Origin of the sequence: Streptomyces sp. NBC_01775 (assembly GCF_035917675.1) — a bacterium.
Lineage (GTDB): Bacteria > Actinomycetota > Actinomycetes > Streptomycetales > Streptomycetaceae > Streptomyces.
On the sequence record NZ_CP109104.1, the window covers coordinates 7,650,117 to 7,674,984 of the forward strand.

The window sequence follows — 24,868 nt, forward strand, 5'->3', positions numbered from 1 at the left end:
ATGAGATCACCTTCGTGTCTCCTCAGCCACGCCAAAATCACGACGCACAGCCTCAACCTGCTCGCGATTCGGGATGACCGAGTGCGGGTCGTCAGTTACGCCGAGATCACTGCGCATGGACTCCCTCATGGCGTCGATCAGGGACCAGAGCGAATGTTGCGCTTCAGCCGCTGATCGTAGGGTCTCACCCGGCCGCGGGTTTCCCTGCTCCAGGCGTTTGACCTGTCCGTAGACGAGGGTCAGTGCCTCGTTCACGTCGTGAGCCGAAGGGATCACAGTGTCAGAAGCGATCATCAATGCCTCCGACCAGCGGTCGCGGTAAGTGTCCTTGGTTTCTTCCAACGCCCGAATATCCTCGGCCTCGGCCGTACGGTCCCGCATGACGTACAGGTGACGGCTGAGTGCTGTGGAAAACTGCCGCGCGTCCCTGTGAAGCTCCGTATAGCAGCTGCGCCGCAGCTCGCGGTGCTCGCGGGCCTCCTCGAAAGCGTGGGTCATCTCCAGCTCACGTCGCTTGGCCCGGTCGGCACCGCGCTGGGTGAGCAGCGCGCCCCCGAGCGTCCCCCCCCCCCGACACCGGCGACCGCGATCAGCACCGCACCGACATCCATCCGATCACCTTAACGGCCTTCCCTGCGGGAGCCTTTGGCGCCCGATGCGCGATGACACGGCGGCTCGCGGGCAACGACGGAGTCGGGCTATCCGAACGGGCAGTGCGGCGCCTTCGAGAGCTACGGGCCCCTCGGGGATGTTGCCCGGTTTCTTGATGTCGACGTGGACCAGTTCGCCTGGGCGGTCGCGTTCGTAGCGGCGTATCACCCGGCCGGTGGCCCGGTCGCAATGGGCGAGGCGGCTGATGCCGTAGCGGGTCAGGACGCGGTGCACGGTCGAGGGCACCAGACGCAGCAGGCCCGCGATCCGGTCCGGGCCCCAGCGGCGCAGGACGCGGACTTTGATGATGCGCCGCTCGATGCGTGTCGGGGTCCGGCGTGGGCTACGGCCAGGGCGGCAGGAACGGTCGGTCATGGCGGCGGGGCCACCGGCTCGGCAGCGGTTCGCCCACCGCTGAGCCGTGGTGACCGAGACGTTGAACCGTTCGGCCGCCCTGCGCAGTGGCCAGCCGTCCTCGACCACACAGCGGGCCAGCCGCAGGCGCCCGGTCTCGGTCAGGGGTGCGTCGGTGCGGCATGAGGGCCTTTCTGGTCGCCGGTGCAGATGTCGCAATCCACACCGGGCCAGAAGGCCCTCACCCATTTCAAGATCACCTACCGGTGATCGCTGTCACCAACCTCCGTGGACAGAACAACTAGTACCGCGGCGCCACTTGTCTCGGGGCTTGAGCAAGTGCTGAGGTCACGAGGACAATGCTGCCCGCTCGGGTTCGGCCAGCAATATGCAGAACTCGTTGCCCTCCGGATCGGCGAGAACGACCCAGCCCCAGCCGTCGGGCTTGCGGCGATCGGCGACCAGGGAGGCGCCCAGCTTCAGCAGCCGCTCCACCTCTGCGTCCCGCGAGGTGTCCGGGCGCAGGCACAGATGAAGCCTGTTCTTGGCCGGCTTCGGCTCTGGAACCTCGTTGAAGTGCAAAGCCGGACCGCCGGGCAGCATGACCTCTGTCTCGTCGTCACCCGGTTCGTCCTCGGGATCCAGCGGATGTCCGGTCACATCGCTCCAGAACTGCGCCAGTTGGTAGGCGTTCGCACAGTCGATCGCTATGTTCGTCACCGTTGAGGCCATGCGCGCGATCATGCCCGAGTGGTGCCCCGCCCGCCACCGGAATAGGGCCGCACCCGCGGCCCGCTACCGCAGCCGGTTACGGGGGCCGGTGGCCTCGGCGGCGATAGTGGCTGAGACGGGTGCGGTGTTGATGGCGTCGGCGCCGGCGTGACCAGTGCAGGATGTGACCGGCTTCGTGCCGGGAGGCGTGGGCGCATCTGCTCAGCAGGCGGCGGATCTCGTTCACGCTCAGCCGGATCAGGTCGCGGCCGGCTCCCCCTTTTCGTGCTCGGTAGCGTGGATGGGACCATCGGCCGGCGCGACGACTTCCTCGGGTACGACTTTGGGAAAGACGGCAAAGCGCCTCCCCGCGTAAACATCTGGGGCCCTCGCGTAAACAAGAAGGCACATCTTTACTACTGGTCCAGTGGCCTATGGAGTGCAATGAGTGCGTGGTGGCGAATGCAGTGCGAGGAGGCGCACCAGTGGGAGGTCTACTTGATGGGAGAGTCTGAACCCGGTGCAGAGCAACTCCTCTGCGAAGAGGACGGAGAGCCAGCCGTAACGGCAACCCGCCTGACGCTCGCCGACCGGGCCGTAATCACTATTATGCCGGCCACATGGGAACGAGGCGGAGGTACAGGCAGGGAGGACCAGTATTTTATCGAGGTGCGCTCTTCGAGAAACGAGGAAGAATTCCGAAGGCTTGAGCACCCGATTTCCTGGGAACAGGCTGTGAAGTTCGCATCCCTCCTCAAAGGAATCCCGTGGAGCCGATCGGCACAGCGTTGGGACCGGTTCTCGCCGGACCGCAAGAAACGGGAGCAAGCCGACTAAAAGGGCCCACCGCCGGTCAAACGTCCATTGTCCGTGAGGCCGCCGCACCGTGGCCTGTTCCCGAGACAAGGTCGGCCCCCGCGTCCGTCCGCTTTCCGGGCCCATGCCATGACCCCGAAACTGGTCTCCACGACCACTGCTTCCGCTACTACCATCCGTAGGCGCTCGGTACCTGACGAGTGACCCCCGGCTCTCAGCCCTTCCTGGCGAAGGAGCGGGCACGGTCGTCGGGGAACAGTCTGCCGACAAATGCGCGGGTGGCGGATCGGTAACCTTGCCCGCCACATCAACTATCGGGACTGGCCGAAGGAAAGACAGGTGAGGGCGGCGTCTTTGGGTATGAGGGGTTCCCCGAAGACGTATCGACATCTGGTCACGTCATATCGGGTGGGTGCCCTGACGGGCCCTCCGCAGGGAACATAGTGGAGGGAAACCGGGGGATGCCTCCTCACCTCAAAGAGACTCTTGCGAAGATCGGAGCCTCATCGAGCCCGTCAGCCTTCGAAGAAGCAGTCGATCTTCTGGGTGGCACCTTGGCGCAGGTACCAGAGATCCAGCGGAAGGCTGGAGCTGTCGCTGACGTCTCCCGCTTCCTCTCGGAGGACCTGCGGAGCTGGCTACTCGCACAGCCTGTGACCACCGATGCGGAAGCGCTGTGCGTCTGGCTGGCAGACGGGCTCGCCGCCCGCGCCTCCTATGGGGCGTTTGCCGATGTTATTGACGACCTTTGGTATCCGGCATCGGATGACGTGGCCATCATTTGCCGTGATCCTGGCAGTGTTGCCGTGATCGTTATCGATCACGAGGAGAGGGTCACCTTCACGCGAATCGAGGCACCCGACTGAGGGCCTTCATGGCCAAGCGGCCATCCCCGTTGTCGGTGGGTGGCTTCCCCAGCTCTCGTCCGTCCGCGACCAACCGTCTTCTCCAACTTGCGTGACCTCGTGGCTTTCGGGCCCCACTGACAGCAGACGGCGGCGGCGCGCTTCATGCACGGGAAGCACCTCTGCTGAACCGGTGCCCGCACGCCTGCGTAGTCGCTCTGCGGACCCGGGCTCGCCCGGCACCGCCGAGGACCGACCCACGAGGACCGACCCACGAGGCCCGACCCACGAGGCCCGACCCACGAGGACCGACCGACGAGGGCCGGCGTGGGTGAACAAACTGGCTGAAAGCGCAATCACGCGCCGCCCGGGACGCGGCAGTGCGATGACCTGGCTGCTGAATTCGGGGACTGGGCCCGTATGTTCGCCTCAATCGTCGGAGGAACTTGACGGTGGCACAGGCGGTCACTGCCACCGTCACCGCCACCAGCGGCACGTGCCCGGCGCGGGGTTCCCTCTTGAAAGGTAGGAGAAATGGCCCAGGAGCGGGTTATATCCGTCATCACTCCAGTTCACGTGGGCGGAGACGGGTTCATCCTGGAGACGTTCGAAAGCCTGGCATCCCAGAAGCTCCCTGCCGGGTGGAGTCTTGAGTGGGTTGTCCAGGAAGACGGTCGGACAGGTGAGCCCCTGCGCGGAGTTCCCGACCTTCCCTGGGTCTCGAAGGGGAACGGGCGCGCGGGTGGCGCTGCGCGGGCCCGGACCGTGGCCCTGCCCCGGGCCCGCGGATCCCTCGTGCGCACGCTGGACGCTGATGACCTTCTCCCGGACGCCGATGTGTTGGCGCGGGACATTGACGTGCTCCTGGACCGTCCCGGGATCGGCTGGTGTGTCTCTCCGTGCCTCGACCTCCTCCCGGACGGGGAGCTCAAGGAGGGGCCGAACGATCCAGCTCCCGGCCTCCTTCCGGACGGGTTTCTTCTCGATTCGTTGATCGAGGGAGAACTTCCCGTGATGGGGACGACCATGACGGCTCACACCGCCCTCGTGCGCGCGGTAGGGGGCTGGCCGGCGATTCCCGCGTTCGAGGACGCGGCCACCTTGCTGGCATGTGAGGCCGTGTCTTCCGGGTGGGTTCAAGAGCAGCCCGGGGAGATCTACCGTAAGCACACGTCCCAGTCGACCGCGTCCGTTGAATATCACGACCCGAAAGAGCGGGAGCTACGCGTGCGAGCGAGCATTGAAAGGGCTCTCGCTCTCCGTGATACCGGTTGGCGGTGGACACCTGCCGAAAACTGGTGGCAACTGGTGGCGCGGCAGGCGAGTTGAGACGTCGATCCCCGGGCTGTTCCGCCGGTCCGGCTCCATCTTGCCGATCCCGAGCTCATTTGCCGATCCCCAGCGTCATCCCCGTGATGATCCGGCGGGACAGCCACGCGTACATGATCAGCATCGGTGCCACGATCAGGCACAGTCCGGCGAACATTCCGCCCCAGTCGGCCCCCTTGTACTGCTGCTCACCGATGAAGCGGGCCAGTACCAGCGGCAGCGTGAAGTTGTCGTTGCTCTGCATCAGGGAGAGCGCGAACAGCGTCTCGTTCCAATTGTTGATGAGCTGGAGAATGAACGCGGTGATGAGCCCGGAGCGGGCCAGGGGAAGGACTATCTGCCAGAAGGTCCGGGCCGGCGAGGCGCCGTCCAGCGCGGCGGCCTCCTCCAGTTCGCCGGGCAGGGAACGGAAGAAGCCGGTCAGGAGGAAGACGGTGAACGGCATCGCGATGCCGACGTACACCAGGAACAGTCCGGGCAGCGTGTCCACCATGTTCACCTCGGTGAGCATGAAGAACACCGGGATCAGCAGCACCTGCCCCGGCACGCCCAGGCCCAGCACGAACAGCATCGTCAGCGGGCCCGCCAGCCGGTTCAGCCGGCGGCTGAGCGCGTAGGCCGCCGGGGCCGCCAGAAGCACCGAGACCAGCGCGGCCGAACCGCTGACCAGCACGCTGTTGAGCGCGGCACGGCCGAAGCCGGAGTCGAAGGCCGTGGTGTAGTTGGAAAGCTTGAACGGGTCGGGCAGCGCCCACGGCCGGTCGAAGATCGCGCGCGAGTCCCGCAGCGACGTCAGCAGCATCCACATCAGCAGCAGCAGGCTCACCGCGACGAACAGCCAGATCAGGCCGATGCCGAGGGCGCGGGCCGGACCGACGCGGGCCCGCCGCCGGCGGGGCGCGCGGCCCCCGTCCGCCGTGAGGGGCGGCGGCGGGGCGGGGTCCATGAGGGGGGTTGTCACCTTGGCTGTCACCTTGGCTCACCTCAGAACTCGACGGGATCGCGGCGCATCAGGCGGCGCAGCAACGCGGTGAAGACCGCCACCAGCACCAGACTGGTGATGCCGGCCGCGCAGACGACCCCGAACTGTGGGATGTGGTCGCCGGTGAACGCGTTGCGGTAGATGTACAGGGCGCTCGTCCAGGTCTCGATGGGCGGCCCGCTGGTGGTGAAGGTGCCGCCGAAGACGAGCACCAGCTCGAAGACCTTCACCGAGCTGATCGTCCACAGCACCGCGCACACGGTCACCACGTCCCAGCTCAGCGGCAGTGTGATGTGCCAGAACTTCCGGAACGCGCCGGCACCGGCCAGCTCGGCGTCCTCGTAGAGATACGCGGGGATGTTGTCGACGGCGGCCATGAGGATGGCGACGTAGAAGCCGGTGGAGGTGCACACCATCGTGGCCATGATCAGCAGGAAGACGTTGTCGCTGCCCAGCCACTTGGGCGGGTCGTCCACCCCCAGCCAGGACAGCGCGGAGTTGACCAGGCCGCCCGGGTTGAACAGGAAGCCGGCCAGCACTCCGAACACCATGGCGTTGACGATGTGCGGGAAGAAGATCACGGCGCGCACGAACCGCCTGCCCGCCATCTCCCGCAGCACCATCGTCAGCGCGAACGCCAGCACGAAGACGGCGACGCCGACGAACACGAGGATCTTGAACGTGTTCAGCATCGACGTGCGGAAGAACGGGTCGTCGACCAGCGTGCGGTAGCTGCCCAGGCCGTTCCACTCCATGGCGGAGTAGCCGTCCCACTTGTGGAAGCTGGTCCAGATCCCGAACAGCAGCGGCCCGATGTAGAAGACCGCGAGGAAGGTGAGCGAGGGCGCAACGAACGGCCAGAACAGGCGCCGCCGTTTGATCGCCAGCGGGGTGTCCCGCGCGGCGCCCCGCACCGGGGGGCCGTGCTCGCGCCGCCCGGCCGTGAGTACGGCCATCAGCGCTGCGCCTTGACGTAGGAGGTGTGCAGCTTCTTCACCTCGGCCACGAACCGGTCCGCGTCCGCCTTGCCGAAGAACAGGTCCTTGTAGGCGGGGTAGAGCGCCTTGTCGGTGTAGGAGGTCACCGAGCCGGGGAGCTGCTCGCGCGAGGGGGTGGACTCCACCTGCTCCTTGACGTCCTGGAGGATCGCGGGCGCCTCGATGTCGGGGCGCGGGGTGATGTTGCCCGCCTTGGCCGCGATGCCGGACAGCCGCTTCTTCGCCAGGAAGTAGGAGATGAACTTCTCGGCCGCCGAGGCGTTCTTGGCCTGCTTGGGCACGGCGAAGCCGAACAGCCGCACATCCGTGGCGTTCCGCTTGCCGCCCTTGTCGGGGACGGCGGAGGGGAAGGGCGCGGCCTTGTAGTCGAAGCCCTCCTTGGCGAACTTCTTGGTCTCGGTGGGCAGCCAGCTCCCGTTCAGGTTGAAGGCGGCCTTGCCCTGGGCCCAGCGGTTTTGCTGCTCGGGGTACTTGCTGGCGTCGTAGCCCTTGAGGAGGTAGCCCTTGTCGACCAGCTCGCGGATCTTCTCCGCCGCCTCCTTGACCGCGGGGTCGTCCCAGCCCTTCCCGGACTTGTCGGTGATGGCCTTCTTCATGACGCCGTCCCCGCCGATGCGGTCGGCCAGGTAGTCCAGCCACCAGATGATGTAGACCGGCTGGTCGCCGTCCGCCGAGACGCAGGCGCGGCCCTTGGACTTCAGCTTGGCGCAGACATCCAGCAGCTCGTCCCAGGTCCTGGGCGGCTTCACGTCCTTGTCGGCCGCGTTGTACCAGAGGTTGACGGAGGTGACCTCGTAGGGGACCAGCCACTTGTTGCCGCCGTCGGGCTGCTTGCGCAGGTAGCCCAGGTAGCTCATCTTCAGCTTCGAGGACAGCTTGCCCTTCTCGCCCGTCGCGGGCTTGTCGAAGACGCCCGAGAGGTCCTTGGCGCGGCCCGACTGGACCAGGGTGGGGTAGAGCTTGTCGTCGGACTGGTCGACCAGGTCGGGCACCTTGCCCGTGGTGAGGGTGGGCGCCAGCTTCTCCATGACGGTGCGGCCCTGCCACTGGACGTTCACCTTGATGCCGGTGTCCTTGGTGAAGTCCTTGATCGCCGACTTGAGCACGGCCGCCTGCGGCTCGTTCTCCGTCCACATCGACCAGTACGTCAGGGTCTTGCCGTCCCCGCCGTCGGAGCCGCACCCGGTGAGCGAGGTGAGGACGGCGGCAGCGGCCACCGCGATCGCGGCCGTGCGTATTCCGGTGTGCGTCATGGGCCCTCCCGGCGGACAGGGCGCGCCGTTCCCCGTGGGGGGCATGTCTGCCGGGACGCGCGTGTTGACGTGGACAGGGCTATTGATCCCCCCTGACAGCTCACGGTCAAGACACGTGCGCAGAAGTCCAGTTGCGGACAGCACTTTGTCCAAGCCCCGCCCGGCGCTCAACGCAACCCCGGGTGCGCGCCCAAGCCCCCTCGGGGGCGCCCGCAGCCCGGCGGGGGAGCGCGTCATTTGCCGGACCGGCAAGCTTCCTTGGCCGGGGGCGACCCGCTGCCGGAGGCTCGGGGCGTGCGGGCCCGAGGGCCGCACGGCACGCCTGAGCACCCAGGAGAGCGTCATGCCACAGCCCCCTTCAGGACCCATCCCCGCGCCCGGTCCCGGGCCCCGTTCCGCGCGTCCCGAGCCCCTTTCCGGTGCCTTGTCCGCCTCCCCTCCCGCTGCCCCGCCGGGCGGCCTGCACCGGCTGGCCGAGGTGCCTGGCGGCCGGATCCACCTGGTCGAGCAGGGCACAGGGCCGCTGGTGCTGCTCGTCCACGGCTTCCCCGAGGGGTGGTACTCCTGGCGCCACCAGCTGCCCGCGCTCGCGGCAGCCGGATACCGCGCCGTCGCCGTGGACGTACGCGGCTACGGGCGCTCCTCCAAGCCAGGGGCCGTCTCCGACTACCGGATGCTGGCCCATGTCGCCGACAACGTGGGAGTCGTCCACGCGCTGGGGGAGCGCACCGCGACCGTTGTGGGGCACGACTGGGGCGCCACGATCGCCGCGAACAGCGCACTGCTGCGCCCCGATGTCTTCACCGCCGTCGGCCTGCTCGGTGTCCCCTACGCGCCGCGCGGGGGGATACGGCCCACCGAGGCGTTCGCCGCGCTCGGCGGAACTGAGGAGTTTTACGTCAGCTACTTCCAGCAGCCGGGCCGGGCCGAGGCGGAGATCGAGGCCGATGTGCGCGGCTGGCTCGCGGGCTTCTACGCGAGCCTCTCGGCCGACACCGGGGCCGGGGCCGAGGCTTACGGCGGCAGCCCGTACTTCGTGCCGGAGGGCGCCCGGATGGCCGACCGGTTCGTCGGCGGGCGGCTGCCCGGGTGGCTGAGCGAGGCCGAACTGGACGTGTACGCCGGGGAGTTCGAGCGTACGGGCCTGACCGGCGCGCTCAACCGCTACCGCAACGTCGACCGCGACTGGGCGGACCTGGCTGCCTGGGACGGGGCGCCCATCGGCGTGCCCTCGCTGTTCGTGGGCGGCGAACTGGACTCCTCGACGACCTGGCTGGCCCCGGCGATCGAGGCGTTCCCCCGGACCCTGCCGGGCCTGCGGGGCTCGCACCTCCTGCCCGGGTGCGGTCACTGGGTGCAGCAGGAGCGGCCGGAGGAGGTCAACGGCCTCCTCGTGGGATGGCTGGAGCAGCTTTGAGGCGGACGGGAGCAACTCGGCGAGGACGGACGCAACTCGGCTAGGACGGACGCAACTTGGCGGGGAAAAACAACGACTTGAGTGTTGATGGATTCATCAATGCAGGGTCCCTGTTGACGCCTCAGAGGAAGGAACGCCATCCATGGCGAAAGCGAGACGGCCGGGACCCAGCACGAGAGTGAGCCGACCGGCCCTTCCGTGAGGCGGGTTGTTCAGTTCCGTGGGGTGAGCAGCGCGGCGAGCGGGCCCGTGATGTCCGCGCGGGTGGGCGGGCGCGCCGCGGCGAGCGACTGGGCGAGCAGGCCGTCGAGCACTCGGACGAGTGCGATGGCGGTCTGCTCGTCCGTGTGCCGCGCCAGGACCGCGCGCTCGGTCTCCGCGTACAGCAGGGCCGAGGCGCGCAGTTCGGGCCGTCGCATCGCGGCCGTCAGCAGCTCGTAGCTGACGATCAACTCCTCGCGCGCGTGGCGCAGTTGGTCCTCGACCAGGTCGGCGAGCGCATCCACGAGACCGGCCGGCGACACCTCGCCCAGCTCCTCGCCCCAGGAGTGCAGCCAGTCCGCGTAGCGCTCGCTCAGCCGCCGGGTCGCGGCGTCCAGCAGATCGTCGAGGGTGGCGAAGTAGTACGTCGTCGACCCGAGCGGTACCTCCGCCTCACGGGCCACCGCGCGATGGCTGACCCCCGCGATGCCCTGCTCCAGCAGGAGCCGCTCGGTGGCGGCCATGATCCGCTCCCGGCGCTCGGGGTCGGCCGGTCCGCGCTTGGCTCCCATCGGCACTCCGTATCTCCGGGCTCTCTCGGCTCTTCCGGTTCTCTGGGCGGTTCCCCGGGTGGATTCTCCGGGCGCTCTCCGCGGCGCCGGGAAAGAAACGAGGCGCGGCCCCGGCGCGATTTGTGTACTCTAGTACACAGATTTATGTACGCCCGTACACAAATGCCGGGGGCGTGACCCGCACCCGGTGGAGGGGAGGCGCTGCGACATGGCGCACAACGTACGCGACGCGACCGACGCGACCGACGCGACCGACGCGACCGACGTGGCCGACGTGGCAGCGAAGGCCGGCGCGCGTGAGTGGGCGGGGCTGGTGGTCCTCACGCTGCCCGTACTCCTGATCGCGGTCGACCTCACCGTCCTCGGCTTCGCGATCCCCGCGCTGAGTGCGGACCTCGCTCCGTCGAGCAGCCAACTGCTGTGGCTCGTGGACATCTACTCGTTCGTGCTCGCCGGACTGCTGGTGACCATGGGCACGCTCGGCGACCGCGTCGGCCGCCGCAAGCTGCTGATGACCGGCTGCGCCGGCTTCGGTGCCGCCTCGGTGCTCGCCGCCTACGCGCCCAGCGCCGCCGGGCTGATCGCCGCGCGCGTCCTGCTGGGCGTCGCCGGTGCGACGCTGATGCCCTCGACGCTCTCGCTCCTGCGCAACATGTTCCGCGAGGAGCGGCAGCGGCTCGTCGCAGTCGCCGCCTGGGGCTCGGCCTTCAGCGCGGGCTCCGCGCTCGGGCCCGTCGTCGGAGGGGTGCTGCTGGAGCACTTCTGGTGGGGCTCCGTCTTTCTGATCAACGTGCCGATCGTGGTGCTCGCGCTGATAGGGCTGCCGCTGCTGGTGCCCGAGGCGCGTGACCCCTCGCCGGGCCGCTTCGATCTGCTGAGCGCCGCGCTGACCTTGCTGACGGTGCTGCCCGTCGTCTACGCCATCAAGATCTTCGCGCACGGCGACGAGCTGAAGGCGCTGCCGTTCCTCGTCGTCGGACTGCTCTTCGGCTACGTATTCGTACGGCGCCAGCGCACGCTCGCTGATCCGCTCATCGACATCTCCCTGTTCAGGATCCGTACCTTCTCGGCCGCGATCGTCACCAATGTGCTGGTGGTCTTCGTGATGGCCGGATCGCTCTTCTTCATACCGCAGTTCCTCCAGCTCTCCGAAGGGCTCTCCCCGCTGCGCGGCGGGCTCCTGCTGCTGCCGGGCGCCGCGCTCTCGGTGGCCTCCGGCTTCTTCGCCGCCGCCGCGGCCCAGCGGGCCGGGCTGCGCCGGCTGGTCGCCGGAGGTCTCGCCACGGCGGCGCTCGGCTACGCCGTGATGACGGCGCTTCCGCTGGGGCATGGCGTCGCCGTGATCACCGTCGCCTTCTGCCTCATCAGCCTGGGCGCCGGCACGGTGATGACGCTGACCAACAGCATCGTGCTCTCCACCGTGCCGCCCGAACGCGCGGGTGCCGCCTCCGCGGTGTCCGAGACCGGCATCGAACTGGGCGGCGCGCTGGGTGTGGCGGTCCTGGGCAGCGTGCTGTCCTCCGCGTACCGCGTGGGTCTCGACCCGGTCGAGGGCGTGTCCTCCGAGGTGATGGGCAGCGCGCGGGAGACGTTCGCGAACGCGCTGCGCCAGGCCGCCGAAACGGGTGGGGCGGCGGGCCGTTCGCTGGCCGGTGCCGCGCGGGACGCCTTCGCCGGGGGTGTACAGCTCACCGGGATCGTCGGCGCGGGCTTGCTTGTTGTCGCGACGGCGCAGGCGTGGGTGCTGCTGCGGCCCGGTGGCGCGGCGGGTGACGGAGCCGACCGGGGCGACGGTGCCGACCCCGATGGCGGTGCCGCCTCCGATGCCGGTGCCGATGCCGGTACCGGCCGTCCGCTTGGTTCTACAGTCCTGTAGATTCAAGGGAATCGGTCAACCGACACACTCATCCGGGAGGACACCGTGGGAGTTTCACTCGCCAAGGGCGGCAACGTCTCGCTGAGCAAGGAGGCGCCTGGCCTGACGGCTGTGCTTGTCGGCCTCGGCTGGGACGTCCGTACGACGACCGGCACCGACTACGACCTGGACGCGAGCGCCCTGCTGTGCGACGCGTCCGGCAAGGTCCTCTCCGACCAGCACTTCGTGTTCTACAACAACCTCACCAGCCCGGACGGTTCGGTCGAGCACACCGGCGACAACCTCACGGGCGAGGGCGAGGGCGACGACGAGACCCTCAAGGTCAACCTCGCCGCCGTCCCGGTCGAGATCAACAAGATCGTCTTCCCCGTCTCCATTCACGACGCCGAGCGCCGCAGCCAGAACTTCGGCCAGGTCAGCAACGCGTTCATCCGCGTCGTCAACCAGTCCGGCGGCGCCGAACTGGCCCGCTACGACCTGAGCGAGGACGCCGCCACCGAGACCGCCATGGTCTTCGGCGAGCTGTACCGGCACGGCGGCGAGTGGAAGTTCCGCGCCGTGGGCCAGGGCTACGCCTCCGGACTCGCGGGCATCGCCCAGGACTTCGGCGTCAACGTCTGAGGGGCCCCGGCGCGGAGCGGCGTGGCGCGGACGCGCGCCGGAGGCGCGGGAGGAGTCGATGTGGTGCCCGCCCGCCCCGTCTGAGCTGCGAGCTGTCGCCCGGCCCTGCCTGGCACCCGACGGGCGCGGGGCGGGCGTTGGGGTGTGACCGGGGCGTACCAGGGTGCCGGGTGTCCGCCGGGCCGCCGGTAGGGGACTAGCGCTGGCGACACGCCCCCAGGCCCCTTCCAGTGGGCCGTTGGGGGAGCCCGAGCGCTGTCGGATGGGCTGTCTGCTGCCCCAAGCACCAGGCGGGGGGTCTTCCCGCTGGTGCACTCGGGGTCCTGCTGGGGGAGTCGGGGCAGCGACAGGAGCGGCGAGGCGCCGCCCGACCCGTGCCCTGCCTCCCCGCGCCCCCCCCGTACTGCGCCGCGCCTCCTCGCGCCGCGCCGCATCCGTAGTCGCCTCGTCCCTGCTCATCGCCCTTGCCCACCCGCAGTTGAGACCCGTGGGGAACGCCACCGTGACCAGTCGTACCGACCCCCTCCGCCTCCACAAGCGCGACAGGCCGGACTTCGAGCGCGTGCTGCACGAAGCTCTGGAAATCGATCACGTCCGCCAGGCGCTGCGTGCCTCTTCGGCGGGGGCCGCGACGGCCATGGAACTGCGTGCGCGTGCTCGGGACGCCGCCGACGGGATTGTCTCGGCGGCACGCGTGGAGTACGCCGCGTATCTCCGGCTGCGCACCGGCGCCGACAAGCGTGCCGCCCGGCTGACCCGGCCCTCCGGAGCGCGCGGGCAGGGCCTGCCCGCCGCGCTCGCCGTGCTGACCCCGGCCATCTCCGGCACCGCTGCGGCGATCTTCCTGTTGCTCGGCTACGGCCTGCGGCTGACCGGTACGCAGCGGGAGCTGGCCGGCTCCCTGGTCAGCACCGGCTGGGCGGGCGCCGCACTCGCCGCCCTCGCGCTGGCAGCCGGCATGGTCGGCATCCTGCTGACGGCGCTGCGCAACCGTGCGGCGGCCAAGCGCAGTCACGGGCGTGCCGGAGAGCTCGAACAGGCCAGGAAGGACTGGCGGTCCGCGCTGCTGGAGCGCGGCATGCTGCCCTTCCTCCAGGACCTGCTGGCCCGGTGGGAGACCCGCGGTCCGGCGCCGGACGCCTCGTCCGCGCCCACGGAGCCGCCCCCGCCCCGCCGCTACTCCAGCCCCGACTTCTCGGCACCCGACTTCTCGGGCCCCGACTTCAGCCGCTGACCGCCGGACTCTTGGGGCGCTGTCGCCGGTATGCCCATCGCATGATGGTCACATGACACCCGACGACACGCTGCCCGCCGCGTGCTGGACAGCGGGTCCCCGCTCTCCGACCGCCTCACCGCGTGGTCTGCCGACTGCCTGACCGGCCCGGTGCGTTGAGCTCATCGGATCCGCTCGCCCTCGTTGGGCGCTGCGTTGCGGAGACGCCGCTCCTTTCTCCGTCGCGACGGCGGGACGCGAGGCGGCGGTATTCGGCGGTGCCGAGCGGGCGCGCGCCCGCCCGGTGGGCACCGCCGGTCAGGCTGTCGGTGGCTGAGCGCCGTTGCGGCGGGAGCAAGTGGCGGGAGCAGGCGGCGGGAGCAAGCGGCGCCCCGTGTCGCCCTTCTCGGGGATGAGCCGCTGCGGCGATTGGCTCAAGGCGTCAGCGCGCCGCAGCGCCATCGCGCGTCGGGGCAGGACGATGCGTGCCATGAGTCAGGTCGTACGAAGGAGACGGGTGGCGGCTCGCACAGCCGCGCTGCTGTGCGCCGTGGTGCTGGCCGGCGGGCTGCCGCAGCCGGGCGCGACGGCTCGGTCCCGCCCCGGGCCCACCGAGGCCGCGCTGCCGGTGCCCGACCGGATCGCCGTGCTCTACCGCGAAGCCACCGCCGCCTCGGCGCGCTTCGAGCACGCGCACCGTAAGGCGGACCGGCAGCGGTCGGCGGTCGCCAGGACCCAGCGAGCCGTCAGCCGTGGCAAGAAGCGGCTGCGCCGGCAGCACCTCCAGCTCGGGATCGTCGCCCGCAGCCAGTACCAGCAGGGTGGTTGGAGCCCGGGGACCCAGCTGCTGACGAGCCGCTCGCCCGACAGCCTGCTCGAAAAGCTCCGTGCCCAGCGCCAGGGCGACCGCGCGTTCGCGCGGCTGCTGCGCGCCACGAGGACGACGCAGCACCGGCTGGAGCGGAACAGCGCGCTCGGCAGGACCGTACTGCGCAGGCTGAAGGCGAACGAGGCGCGGCAGGAGCGGGCCAAGCACACCGTCGAGGTGCGGCTCGCGCTGGCCAAGCGGCGGCTCCACCGGATGCGCGCGGCCCGCGTCGCGCGGGCCGTGGGCCCGGTGACCCGCACGGCGCCGGCCCCTCCCGCCGTCGCCGTGCCCGCCGTCATGCCCGCCGCCGCGCCCGGCGGCTGCGCGTACTCACCGCCCTCGGGCAACCGCGCCAAGAGCGCCGGGAGCGGCAAACAGTGGGTGACGCCGGTATCCGACTACGTGCTTTCCGCGGGCTTCGCCTCGTCGGGCAAGCGATGGGCGCACAGCCACACCGGGCAGGACTTCGCGGTGCCGACCGGCACACCCGTACACGCCGTGGGCAAGGGCACGGTCGTGTCCACGAGTTGCGGTGACGCTTTCGGGAACCAGATCGTCATCCGCCACCCCGGCGGCTACTACACGCAGTACGCGCACCTGTCGCGTATCCACGTGCGGCGGGGCCAGGAGGTGGCGACGGGCGAGCTCATCGGGCTGTCGGGCAGCACCGGCAACTCCACGGGCCCGCATCTGCACTTCGAGGTGCGGGTCACCCCGAACATGGGCTCGGGCGTCGACCCGGTGCGCTGGCTGCGCGAGCGCGGCGTACGGGTGTGAGGGCGGGGCCCGGCGACGCATGGCGCCGGGCCCCGCGGACAGTTGAGAGCCCCGCCTCAGTGCGGCGAGGAGAGCCGCGCCTTGCGCCGTCGTCCCAGCCAGGTCTGTACGACCACGACGAGCACGAGGAAGGCGCCGCTGACGACCTGCTGGTAGGCGGAGTCCAGGGAGCCGATCTGGTTGATGACGTTCTGGATGACCTTCAGCAGCAGCACGCCGACCAGCGATCCGCTCACGAAGCCCATGCCGCCGGTCAGCAGCGTGCCGCCGATGACGACCGCGGAGATCGCCTCCAGCTCCATGCCCTGCCCCAGGATGGTGACGCCCGAGGCGAGCCACGCCGCGTTCAGCGCCCCGGCCAGCCCGGCGAGCAGCCCCGACAGGACGTAGACGGACACCTTCGTACGGACGACGGAGGTGCCCATCAAGGAGGCGGCGTCCTCGTTGCCGCCCACCGCGTAGACGTTCTGCCCGAAGCGGGTGCGGCGCAGCAGCAGGCCGCCCAGCCCGAACAGCACCAGGGTGATCCACACCGGGACGCCGAGGCCCAGTAGCTTCTCCCGGCCCAGATCGGCGAAGAGCGAGTCCTTGGCGACCAGGAAGGTGTCGGCCCCCTCGTCGGTGATGTTCAGCATGATCCCGCGCGCGCCGAGCATCGCGGCGAGCGTGACGATGAACGGGGCCAGCCGCACCCGGGCGATCAGCAGCCCGTTGACCAGCCCGATCGCCCCGCACACCGCGAGCGGCAGCAGCAGGGCGACCACCGGGCCGTGCCGCGAGCCCCACGCGGCCAGCACGCCGCCGAGGACGAACACCGAGCCGACCGACAGGTCGATGCCGCCCGAGACGATCACGAACGTCATGCCGAGCGCGACGATCGCGAGGAACGCCGCCGAGACGGCGACGTTCTCCAGGTTGTCGGCGCCGGCGAACGAGTCGAACGACAGCGAGGCGATCAGCACCGTCAGCACCAGCGCCACCAGCGCGCCGTGCCGTTGCGCGAGGGCACTCAGCCGCTCGGCGCGGGCGCCGCCGCGCCCCTTTCCGCCGTCAGGCCCCTTGCCGGGGCCGGGCACGGGGGTGGGCGGCCCGTCGCCGGTCGGGCTCGGCCTCGGCGTACTGTCCGAGCGGTCCTGGGTGTTCGTGGCGCTCACCGCTTCCCCCTCTCGCGTGCCGCGTAGACCGCGAGCACGATGACCACGGCCTGCGCCAGCTGCGTCCAGGAGGGCGGCAGATCGTGCTTGATGAGCGTGGCCGTCAGCAACTGGATCAGCACGGCGCCCGCCACGGTCCCGCCGATGCGCACCCGCCCGCCGCTCAGCGGGGTCCCGCCCACGACGACGGCCGTGATCGCGGACAGCTCCATCAGCGTGCCCAGCGAGGTGGGGTCGCTGGCCTGGAGCCGGGCCGTGGCCAGATATCCGGCGATGGCCGCGAGCACCCCGGAGCAGATGTACACACAGATCAGCACACGCCGCACCGGCAGCCCGGACAGCCGTGCGGCCGGGCGGCTGTCGCCGATGGCCAGCAGCTGCCGGCCGAACGTCGTACGCCGCACCGTGAAGCCCACCAGCACCACCAGCAGCAGCGCGATCAGCGCGGGATACGGCACACCCAGCAGATCGCCGGAGCCCAGCGCGCGCATGCCGGGGTCGCGTACGTCCTTCAACTGCGGCAGCAGCACCAGCGCGAGGCCCCGGCCGCCGACCATCAGCGCCAGCGTCGCCACGATCGGCTGCACTCCGACGAAGGCGATCAGCGAGCCGTTGACCAGGCCCACGACCACCCCGCCGACCACCGCCGTCAGCAGCGCGACCCATGGCCCGTAGCCGAGGTAGAGGGCCACCAGCGAGGTGGAGAGGGCCATCACGGAGCCGACGGACAAGTCGATGCCCTCGGAGCCGATGGCCAGCGCCATGCCGAGCGCGACGATCAGGATGGGGGCGACCTGCACGGCCTGGGTGCGGAAGTTCTCTGCGGACAGGAAGTGTTCGGTGAAGGCGACGTTGAACACCAGCAGTACGGCGACGCCCGCGTAGACGCCGTACGCCTGGAGCCAGGCGGTGACGGCGGCCCGGTCGGGTCCCGTACGGCGGACAGCGACCTCAGCCATGCGGTGCCTCCTCGGTCGGCCGGTCGGACGGCTCCCGGTCGCTGCTCTCCGGCGTTCTCTCCGGCGTGTCCTCCGCCGCGCCGGCTGTTTCCTCCGCTGCCGCGGCGATCGCCTCCATCAGCCGGTCCTCGGTGACCTCGTCGCCGGACAGCTCGCCGACGACGGCGCCGTCCCTGAGCACCACCACACGGTCGGAGCCCTCGATCAGCTCCTCCAGGTCGGAGGAGATCAGCAGCACGCCCAGGCCGTTGTCCGCCAGCTCGTCGATGAGCTTTTGCACCTCGGCCTTGGCACCCACGTCGATGCCCCGGGTCGGCTCGTCCAGCAGCAGCACCTTGGGCTCGGTGGCCAGCCAGCGGGCGAGCAGCACTTTTTGCTGGTTGCCGCCGGACAGCTCGCCCGCCTTCTGACGGGGCGAGGACGCCTTGATGCGCAGCCGCTTCATGAACGTCTCCACCAGCGCGTCGATCCGCGCCTCGGAGACCAGGCCGCCCCGCGAGAGCCGGGGGAGCACCGCCAGCGCGATGTTCTCCCGTACGGAGAGGCCCGGCACGATGCCCTCGGTCTTGCGGTCCTCGGGCAGCAGCGAGACCCCGGCGCGAATGGCGGCGGACGGCGACCCGGAGCGCAGCGGGGCGCCTGCCACCGTGACACGGCCCCCGCTGAGCGCGAGCGCCCCCGAGAGCGCCTTGACCGTCTCGGTGCGGCCCGACCCGAGCAGACCGCCGAGGCCGACCACCTCGCCGGGGCGCACCTCGAAGGAGACGCCGTGCAACTGGTGCGGCACGCTGAGCCCTTCGGCCCGCAACACCGGCTCCAGGGCCGCCGCCTCGTGCTCGCCACCGAACTTCGTGGTCCCCTCGGCCCGCACCTCGCCGATCTCCCGGCCCAGCATCAGCGACACCAGCCGCAGCCGCTCCAGTTCGGCCAGCGGACCGGTGTGCACCCGGCGCCCGTCGCGCAGCACCGTGACCGTGTCGCACACCGCGTACAGCTCATCCAGCCGGTGGCTGACGTAGACCACGGCCACGCCCTGCTCCCGCAGCCGCCGGATGACGCCGAAGAGGGTCTCCACCTCCCGCGGCTCCAGCGACGAGGTCGGCTCGTCCATGATCACCACGCGCGCGTCGACGGACACGGCGCGGGCCAGAGCCACCATCTGCTGTGCCCCGACGCCGAGTTCGCCCAGCGGACGGCGCACATCAGCGCGGACGCCGTACTCGCGCAGCGTCTCGGCCGCCTCGCGGTGCATCCGGGCGAAGTCGATGAGGCCCAGGCGGGAGCGCGGCTCGCGGCCCAGGTAGAGATTGCGGGCCACGCTCATCAGCGGGACGAGGTTGACCTCCTGGTAGATCGTGGAGATCCCGGCGCGCTGCGCGGCCAGCGGGGTGGCGAACTCCACGCGCTCGCCACCGTGCCGGACCTCGCCCTCGTCCGGGGCGTACACCCCGGTCAGCACCTTGATCAGCGTCGACTTCCCCGCCCCGTTCTCGCCGATCAGCGCGTGCACCTCGCCGGGTGCCACGCCGAAGTCGACGCTGTCGAGGGCCAGTACGCCGGGGAAGCGTTTGGTCAGGCCGTGGACCGAGAGCGCGTGCGTCACCGCGTGCATCAAAACGCCTTGCTCAGGTCCCGCTCCGCGTTGGCGGGGGTGTAGGCGCTGTCCTTGATGACGATGTCCTGGCCGACCTTCTTGCCCTGGGTGAAGTCGTCCAGCGTCTGGAAGGCCAGCGGCCCGAAGCGGGGGTTGGACTCCACGACGCCGTAGATCCACTTGTCGACGATGCCCTGCACGGCGTTGCGGGTGCCGTCCACGGTCACGATCTTGACGTCGCCCGCCTTCTTGCCCGCGCCCTTCAGTGCGTTGACGGCGCCGAGGCCCATCTCGTCGTTCTCCGCGTAGATCCCGTCGATGCCGGGCTTGGACTGGATGAGCTGCTCGGTGACCTGCTGGCCCTTCTCCCGCGCGAACTCGCCGGTCTGCTTGAAGACGACCTTGAGGCCAGGTGCCTTCTGCTTTATCCGCTCGGAGAAGCCCTTGGTGCGCTCGGTGGTGACGTTGTTGCCGGGCGCGCCGAGGAGGATGGCGACCTCGCCCTTGCCGCCGGTTGCCTTGATCATCTGGTCGGCGGCGCGGCGGCCCTGCTGGACGAAGTCCGAGCCGATGAAGCTGACGTAGTCCTTGCACGCCTTGGCGTTGATCTTCCGGTCCACGGTGACGATCGGGATGTTCTTGGCCGCCGCCTGCTTGAGGACCGGCTCCCAGCCGTCGGAGTTGAGCGGCGCGATGACCAGCAGGTCCGCGCCCTTGGATATCAGGTCCTGCACGTCGCTGATCTGCTTGGAGAACTGCGACTGCGCGTTGGCCGTCAGCAGCTTGACCCCGCGCTTCTTGGCCTCCGCCTTGATGGAGGCGGTCTCCGCGATACGGAACGGGTTGGCTTCCTTCTCCGACTGCGAGAAGCCGACGGTGGCGTTCTTGAGGTCGGTCTTCTTGCCGCCGTAGGCGGCCAGGGTGCAGGTCTTGGCGCCCTTGGCGGGCTCGGCCGCCACCTGGCCGCTGTCCTTGCCGCCGCCTGAGCTCGCGGAGGACTTGTCGTTGTCGTCCTCGGACTTGGCACAGCCGAGCGAGAGGGCGAGAGTGGTGAGGAGCGCTGTTGTCGCTGTGAGGCGTCTTGCGAGCGGCTTCATGGTGGGGTTTTTACATCGTTGGAACGGCGCGTGTAAATACTCTGTACGGCAACTTGTACGGGCACGCTCGGAGTTGGCCTCCTCCCTTGGCGTCTGCCCGTATCCGACAGAAGCCTGGGCCGTCGCCTTGGGGGACTGGCTGACTGAGCCCGGCTCCCCGTCAGCCGCGCGGACTGCCGACGCCACGCGCATCGCCCTCCGTCACCTTCCTTGGTGGATCGACGCCGACACGGTTCAAGCCCTTGCGGAACTGGTGAACGGCTGAGGCTCTCCCGTGAGTGATCTCGCCTCGGTGTCCGGTTTGACGCTACGCAGGACAGGACGGTGCAGGTCTGGCCGAAGCGTCACCGGTCACCGCCTTGACCGGTGACGCGTCTTCTGTTGGTCCGGCCGGCCGTGGGGGCCGGACCCTTCTCAAGGTCTGGTTCCCGCTGCGCGAACTGGGCTCGATCCCGGGCGGCGACGCCCGGCCGCCGGAGGCCGGGGGAGGGGCAGGGGCCCGCTCAGCCGACCGTTCGCCCCACCGTGCTCTCCCGCTCCAACAGCGCGAATCCCGGCTGGAGTTGGCGGGGGGCGCCGCCGGGGGCTTCCCCGTCGGGTCCTCCCGACAGGCGGTTGACGATCGACTCCACCGCCATGCGGGCGATCGCCCGTTTGTCCGGGGCCACGGTGGTGAGCGTCACCGCACCGTAGCGGCCCTCCGTCAGGTCGTCGAAGCCGACGACGGCCACGTCCTGCGGCACCCGTAGCCCCCGCTCGGACATCACCCGCATCGCCCCGATCGCGATGAGGTCGTTGTAGGCGAACACCGCGTCCGGCTGTCGCCCGGCGTCCAGCAGGGCGGCCATCGCGGTGGCGCCGTCGGCCCGGTCCCAGCCCTCGACCGGGGCGATCAGCGCGTCGTCGGCGGTGACGCCGGAGGCCGCCAACTCCGCCTGCCAGCCCAGCAGGCGCAGGTGGGCCGGGTGGCTGTGGCGGTCGCCGCGTGCGCCCAGGAAGGCGATACGGCGCCGGCCGATGTCCAGCAGGTGGCGCACGGCGGCGCGGGCCGCCGCGATGTTGTCGATGGCGATGTGGTCGTAGGGCAGGTCGTAGCGGCGCTCGCCGATGAGGACGAGCGGTGCGTCGTCGGTGCGCGAGGCCAGATCCTCCGGCTCCAGCTCCAGCGGGTTGAGGATCAGCCCGTCGATGACCCGGGCGCGGAAGCCCTGGGTGACCAGCAGCTCGCGCTCGCGGCGGCCCTGGGTGTGGTCGAGGAGGACGGTGTAGTCGTGCTCGGCAGCCGTGTCGACGACGGCGCCGGCCAGCTCGGCGAAGTACGGGTTGCCCAGCTCGGGAACGGCCAGGGCGATGATGCCGGTACGCCCTTTGCGCAGGTGGCGGGCCGTGAGGTTGGGCCGGTAGCCGAGTGCGTCGATGGCGGCCTGCACCTTCTCCCGGGTGGCCGGTGTGACGTGCTCGTATTTGTTCACGACGTTTGAGACCGTCTTGATCGACACTCCGGCCTGTTCCGCCACGTCCTTGAGACTCACCCGCACCTGGGCCACCGCTTCCCTTGGGATCCTGCTGCTGTCACGCACCTGGACAGGGGGCGGCAGGCATGCTGTTATGCCAACTGCCCCTGGTTTCCAACGTTATACAAGACGGATCACCCCAAGGGCAGAGTCGCTCCCACCTCGTGCACACCTCATCCGGAGGTTCCGTGAGACGCGCACCCACCTGGCCGGCGGCGATCACCGCCGCCTTCGCTCTCTTCGCTCTCCTCGCCACCGTGCTGGGTTCGAGCCCCTCGGCTACGGCGGCGGCACCCCCGAAGGCCGCCGCAGCCCCGGACGCCTCGGCGCCGCACGGTCTGAAGGGCGAGTACTGGACCCAGTCGAAGCCCGGCGCCTACGACTTCGACACCCTGAAGGCCACCGCCTTCGACCCCTCCCTCGACTTCAACGACCTGGAGCCGCGCCTCAAGGAGCGCACCGGCCAGGCCGACCACACCAGCGTCCGCTGGACCGGCAAGCTCACTCCGGAGAAGACCGGCCAGCACACCTTCCACATCACGGGTGACAACGGCTTCCGCATGTGGGTCGGCGACAAGCTCGTCATCGACCACTGGGTCGGCGACTGGGACAAGGAGCAGAACTCCGCCCCCGTCGAGCTGAAGGCCGGCACCTCCTACGACGTTAAGGTCGAGCACTTCGAGGAGGTGGGCGGCTCCAACCTCCATGTGCGCTGGACCCCGCCCGGCGGCAAGAAGACCGCCATCCCGCAGTCCGCGTACGCCCTGCCCGAGGACTTCGACTACGACGGCCCCGGCGCCGTCCACGTCCAGAAGTCCGGGCGCACCCTGGAACTGGGCTTCTCCCAGCGCCTCGCCGCACCCCCCGCCGGCTTCCGTGACCACTTCAAGGCGGTCATCGGCGGCGCCGAGTGGCCGGTGGGCGACGCGCGTCTCGACCCGCGCGACCCCACCAAGCTGCTGGTCGCGCTGACGGAGCCGGTGGTCGGCCAGGGCGGCAGCGCCGACATCCGCTACGACGGTGAGGGCGGATTGACCAGCGCGGACGGCAAGGCCGTCGGCGACTTCTGGACCTCGGGCGACAACCGCTCGACCTACCAGCTCAAGACCCGATGGGCCAAGGACGTCCGCCCGGACAACGCTCTGCCCGAGTACCCGCGCCCGCAGCTCGAGCGCGACCAGTGGAAGAACCTCAACGGCACCTGGCAGTTCGCCGGAGCCGAGGAGGGCGAGAAGCCGCCGGTCGGCAAGCACCGCAAGCTGGACGAGAAGATCCTGGTGCCCTATCCGGTCGAATCCCAGCTCTCCGGCGTCGAGCGGCACGAGGAACGCATGTGGTACAAGCGCTCGTTCAGCGTTCCGAAGGGCTGGCAGGTCGGCTCCGGCAAGCGGCTGAACCTCAACTTCGACGCCGTCGACTGGCACGCCACCGTCTACGTCAACGGCAAGCGCGTCGCGGACCACGAGGGCGGCTACGACCGCTTCACCGCGGATGTCACCGACGCGCTCAAGCCCGGCCGTGACCAGGAGGTCGTCGTCGGGGTGTACGACCCCACCGACTCCGAGAGCGGCGAGAACCCCCCGATGGGCAAGCAGCGCCTGAGCCCCGAGGGCATCTGGTACACGCCCTCCTCCGGCATCTGGCAGACCGTCTGGATGGAACCCGTCGCCGCCGACCACACCACCGACGTGAAGACGACGCCCGACATCGGCGGCGAGAAGGTCACCACGGCCGCGCGCGGCGTCCGTGACGGAGTACCGGTGACGGCGGTCGCCTACAACGGCAAGAAGGAGGTCGGCCGCGCGACCGGCAGCGGCAGCAAGCCCTTCGACGTGCCCGTGCCCGACCCGCACCTGTGGTCGCCCGATGACCCGCACCTCTACGAACTGAAGGTCACCGTCGGCAAGGGCCGCACCGCCGACACCGTCGAGAGCTACTTCGGCATGCGCGAGATCGCCGTCAAGACGATCGACGGCAAGCAGCGCATGGTCCTCAACGGCAAGCCGGTCTTCTCCATGGCCACCCTCGACCAGGGCTTCTGGCCCGAGGGCCTGCACACCCCGCCGACCGACGACGCCCTCGCCTACGACCTGGAGGCCCACAAGAAGATGGGCTTCAACTCCGTGCGCAAGCACATCAAGGTCGAGCCCGACCGCTGGTTCTACCACGCGGACAAGCTGGGCCTGCTGGTCTGGCAGGACATGCCCGCGATGGCCAACGGACGCACCCCCGACAAGCCCGCACGCGCGCAGTACGAGCACGAGATGAAGCGCATGATCGAGCAGCACGACAGCCACCCGTCGGTGATCATGTGGGTCACCTTCAACGAGGGCTGGGGCCAGTACGACCAGGCCCGTATCGCCGACTACGCGAAGGGCCTCGACCCCTCGCGCCTCGTCAACAACATGAGCGGCCACAACTGCTGCGGTGCCGTCGACGGGGGCAACGGCGACATCTCCGACGCGCACGGCTATCCCAGCGCGCAACTGCCCAAGGCCGACGGGAAACGGGCGCTCGTCAGCGGGGAGTACGGCGGGCTCGGCCTCGCCGTACCGGGCCACGCGTGGCCCGTACGGCACACCTACGTCGGCGTCGAGAAGGAGAAGTACACCGACGAGTACCTCACCAAACTCAAGGAGGTCGAACAGTTCGCCGCGTGTGACGGGAGCAGCGGGGCCGTCTACACCCAGATTACCGATCTGGAGGGCGAGTTGAACGGGCTCCTGACGTATGACCGGGAGGTCACCAAGCCCGATGTGGCCCGTCTCAAGGCGGCCCACCAGGCTCTGATCGAGGGCGCCGCGAACGGTTCTCTCACCTGTGACCGGTAGTTTTCGGCCCTAGGGGCCGAGAGGCGTGTCCCACGATCGCCGGACGGGTTCACCACGAGCCCGTCCGGCGATTCGGTGCGGGCCCCGCGCAAGGTCAGTGCGGGGCCTGCGCGAGGCCGGACCGGTGGGCGAAGACGACCGCGGAGCCCGCGGTGCCCACGGCCGGCCCGGGCGCTTCCGCCGGCCTCGGCGCCCGGGAACCGCTCGTCGATGAGGTCGAACGCCTTGTGGGACT

General features: G+C 69.8%; 20 protein-coding genes and 1 pseudogene. 9 read left to right on the forward strand and 12 right to left on the reverse strand.

Translation table 11 applies throughout. The annotated features are described in order from the left end of the window. Window positions 1-6: 6 nt before the first annotated feature. The 3 genes and pseudogenes from OHB04_RS34035 to OHB04_RS34045 form a co-directional block, all read right to left on the reverse strand. Window positions 7-498 carry a hypothetical protein gene (locus tag OHB04_RS34035; protein ID WP_326809619.1) on the reverse strand — a complete coding sequence of 164 codons (492 nt, stop codon included), beginning with the start codon at window positions 496-498 and terminating at the stop codon, window positions 7-9. Between the two features lie 240 nt (window positions 499-738). Beyond that, window positions 739-1,215, reverse strand: a pseudogene (locus OHB04_RS34040) (helix-turn-helix domain-containing protein); the annotation flags it as partial. Window positions 1,216-1,353: 138 nt separating this feature from the next. Further along, window positions 1,354-1,737: a VOC family protein gene (locus OHB04_RS34045; RefSeq protein ID WP_326691476.1), complete on the reverse strand. Its 384-nt coding sequence runs from the start codon at window positions 1,735-1,737 to the stop codon at window positions 1,354-1,356. A gap of 276 nt (window positions 1,738-2,013) precedes the next feature. On the opposite strand from OHB04_RS34045, the gene OHB04_RS34050 reads away from it, so the two are divergent. From OHB04_RS34050 to OHB04_RS34060, 3 genes are all read left to right on the forward strand, one after another. Continuing rightward, a complete protein-coding gene (locus OHB04_RS34050; protein ID WP_326808948.1) occupies window positions 2,014-2,553 on the forward strand; it encodes a hypothetical protein in 540 nt (179 codons plus the stop codon). A gap of 440 nt (window positions 2,554-2,993) precedes the next feature. Next, a complete protein-coding gene (locus OHB04_RS34055; protein WP_326808949.1) occupies window positions 2,994-3,398 on the forward strand; it encodes a hypothetical protein in 405 nt (134 codons plus the stop codon). A gap of 513 nt (window positions 3,399-3,911) precedes the next feature. Further along, window positions 3,912-4,706 (forward strand): GltA, encoded by a 795-nt coding sequence (locus tag OHB04_RS34060; protein WP_326691479.1) that lies wholly within the window; start codon window positions 3,912-3,914, stop codon window positions 4,704-4,706. A gap of 55 nt (window positions 4,707-4,761) precedes the next feature. On the opposite strand, the gene OHB04_RS34065 is transcribed toward OHB04_RS34060, so the two are convergent. The 3 genes from OHB04_RS34065 to OHB04_RS34075 are packed head-to-tail and all read right to left on the reverse strand — an operon-like array spanning window position 4,762 to window position 7,939. After that, window positions 4,762-5,667 carry a carbohydrate ABC transporter permease gene (locus OHB04_RS34065; protein ID WP_326691480.1) on the reverse strand — a complete coding sequence of 302 codons (906 nt, stop codon included), beginning with the start codon at window positions 5,665-5,667 and terminating at the stop codon, window positions 4,762-4,764. Between the two features lie 23 nt (window positions 5,668-5,690). Further along, window positions 5,691-6,644: a carbohydrate ABC transporter permease gene (locus OHB04_RS34070; protein ID WP_326808950.1), complete on the reverse strand. Its 954-nt coding sequence runs from the start codon at window positions 6,642-6,644 to the stop codon at window positions 5,691-5,693. Beyond that, window positions 6,644-7,939, reverse strand: coding sequence for an ABC transporter substrate-binding protein (locus tag OHB04_RS34075; protein WP_326808951.1), 1,296 nt, complete (start codon window positions 7,937-7,939; stop codon window positions 6,644-6,646). The genes OHB04_RS34070 and OHB04_RS34075 overlap by 1 nt, the downstream gene beginning before the upstream one ends. 343 nt (window positions 7,940-8,282) lie before the next feature. Between OHB04_RS34075 and OHB04_RS34080 the strand changes: the two genes are divergently transcribed. Continuing rightward, on the forward strand, window positions 8,283-9,356 hold the full coding sequence (locus OHB04_RS34080) for an alpha/beta fold hydrolase (RefSeq protein WP_326808952.1): 1,074 nt from the start codon (window positions 8,283-8,285) through the stop codon (window positions 9,354-9,356). 212 nt (window positions 9,357-9,568) lie between these two features. Here OHB04_RS34080 and OHB04_RS34085 read toward each other — a convergent pair whose 3' ends face one another. After that, the gene (locus tag OHB04_RS34085) at window positions 9,569-10,129 is read right to left on the reverse strand and encodes a TetR/AcrR family transcriptional regulator (protein WP_326691484.1); all 561 of its coding nucleotides are present in this window, start codon (window positions 10,127-10,129) and stop codon (window positions 9,569-9,571) included. A 208-nt stretch (window positions 10,130-10,337) separates the two neighbouring features. Here OHB04_RS34085 and OHB04_RS34090 point away from each other — a divergent pair, with 208 nt between their 5' ends. The 4 genes from OHB04_RS34090 (at window position 10,338) to OHB04_RS34105 (ending at window position 15,484) form a co-directional block, all read left to right on the forward strand. Next, window positions 10,338-12,005 carry an MFS transporter gene (locus OHB04_RS34090; protein ID WP_326808953.1) on the forward strand — a complete coding sequence of 556 codons (1,668 nt, stop codon included), beginning with the start codon at window positions 10,338-10,340 and terminating at the stop codon, window positions 12,003-12,005. Between the two features lie 45 nt (window positions 12,006-12,050). After that, on the forward strand, window positions 12,051-12,626 hold the full coding sequence (locus OHB04_RS34095; RefSeq protein WP_326808954.1) for a TerD family protein: 576 nt from the start codon (window positions 12,051-12,053) through the stop codon (window positions 12,624-12,626). A gap of 502 nt (window positions 12,627-13,128) precedes the next feature. Next, entirely contained in the window at window positions 13,129-13,860 is a 732-nt protein-coding gene (locus OHB04_RS34100; RefSeq protein ID WP_326691487.1) for a hypothetical protein, read from the forward strand. Between the two features lie 496 nt (window positions 13,861-14,356). After that, window positions 14,357-15,484, forward strand: coding sequence for a M23 family metallopeptidase (locus OHB04_RS34105; protein ID WP_326691488.1), 1,128 nt, complete (start codon window positions 14,357-14,359; stop codon window positions 15,482-15,484). A 56-nt stretch (window positions 15,485-15,540) separates the two neighbouring features. Here the strand turns inward: OHB04_RS34105 and OHB04_RS34110 are convergent, their stop codons facing one another. The 5 genes from OHB04_RS34110 to OHB04_RS34130 form a co-directional block, all read right to left on the reverse strand. Then, entirely contained in the window at window positions 15,541-16,560 is a 1,020-nt protein-coding gene (locus OHB04_RS34110; protein ID WP_326693053.1) for an ABC transporter permease, read from the reverse strand. 74 nt (window positions 16,561-16,634) lie between these two features. Next, the gene (locus tag OHB04_RS34115) at window positions 16,635-17,597 is read right to left on the reverse strand and encodes an ABC transporter permease (protein WP_326691489.1); all 963 of its coding nucleotides are present in this window, start codon (window positions 17,595-17,597) and stop codon (window positions 16,635-16,637) included. Further along, window positions 17,590-19,209 (reverse strand): sugar ABC transporter ATP-binding protein, encoded by a 1,620-nt coding sequence (locus tag OHB04_RS34120; RefSeq protein WP_326808955.1) that lies wholly within the window; start codon window positions 19,207-19,209, stop codon window positions 17,590-17,592. Before OHB04_RS34120 ends, OHB04_RS34115 begins: the two co-directional genes overlap by 8 nt. Next, on the reverse strand, window positions 19,209-20,288 hold the full coding sequence (locus OHB04_RS34125; RefSeq protein WP_326808956.1) for an ABC transporter substrate-binding protein: 1,080 nt from the start codon (window positions 20,286-20,288) through the stop codon (window positions 19,209-19,211). The genes OHB04_RS34120 and OHB04_RS34125 overlap by 1 nt, the downstream gene beginning before the upstream one ends. 503 nt (window positions 20,289-20,791) lie before the next feature. Beyond that, complete coding sequence (locus tag OHB04_RS34130; protein ID WP_326809573.1) at window positions 20,792-21,826, reverse strand: LacI family DNA-binding transcriptional regulator; 1,035 nt, start codon at window positions 21,824-21,826, stop codon at window positions 20,792-20,794. 164 nt (window positions 21,827-21,990) lie between these two features. Between OHB04_RS34130 and OHB04_RS34135 the strand changes: the two genes are divergently transcribed. Continuing rightward, a complete protein-coding gene (locus OHB04_RS34135) occupies window positions 21,991-24,633 on the forward strand; it encodes a PA14 domain-containing protein (protein WP_326808957.1) in 2,643 nt (880 codons plus the stop codon). The last annotated feature ends 235 nt before the right edge of the window (window positions 24,634-24,868 follow it).

Excerpts from the sequence above, each read along its gene's own strand:
- OHB04_RS34035 (WP_326809619.1), bottom strand. The coding sequence starts at position 498 with ATGACCCACGCTTTCGAGGAGGCCCGCGAGCACCGCGAGCTGCGGCGC.
- OHB04_RS34045 (WP_326691476.1), bottom strand. The coding sequence starts at position 1,737 with ATGGCCTCAACGGTGACGAACATAGCGATCGACTGTGCGAACGCCTAC.
- OHB04_RS34055 (WP_326808949.1), top strand. The coding sequence starts at position 2,994 with ATGCCTCCTCACCTCAAAGAGACTCTTGCGAAGATCGGAGCCTCATCG.
- OHB04_RS34060 (WP_326691479.1), top strand. The coding sequence starts at position 3,912 with ATGGCCCAGGAGCGGGTTATATCCGTCATCACTCCAGTTCACGTGGGC.
- OHB04_RS34070 (WP_326808950.1), bottom strand. The coding sequence starts at position 6,644 with ATGGCCGTACTCACGGCCGGGCGGCGCGAGCACGGCCCCCCGGTGCGG.
- OHB04_RS34075 (WP_326808951.1), bottom strand. The coding sequence starts at position 7,939 with ATGACGCACACCGGAATACGCACGGCCGCGATCGCGGTGGCCGCTGCC.
- OHB04_RS34080 (WP_326808952.1), top strand. The coding sequence starts at position 8,283 with ATGCCACAGCCCCCTTCAGGACCCATCCCCGCGCCCGGTCCCGGGCCC.
- OHB04_RS34085 (WP_326691484.1), bottom strand. The coding sequence starts at position 10,129 with ATGGGAGCCAAGCGCGGACCGGCCGACCCCGAGCGCCGGGAGCGGATC.
- OHB04_RS34090 (WP_326808953.1), top strand. The coding sequence starts at position 10,338 with ATGGCGCACAACGTACGCGACGCGACCGACGCGACCGACGCGACCGAC.
- OHB04_RS34115 (WP_326691489.1), bottom strand. The coding sequence starts at position 17,597 with ATGGCTGAGGTCGCTGTCCGCCGTACGGGACCCGACCGGGCCGCCGTC.
- OHB04_RS34120 (WP_326808955.1), bottom strand. The coding sequence starts at position 19,209 with ATGCACGCGGTGACGCACGCGCTCTCGGTCCACGGCCTGACCAAACGC.
- OHB04_RS34125 (WP_326808956.1), bottom strand. The coding sequence starts at position 20,288 with ATGAAGCCGCTCGCAAGACGCCTCACAGCGACAACAGCGCTCCTCACC.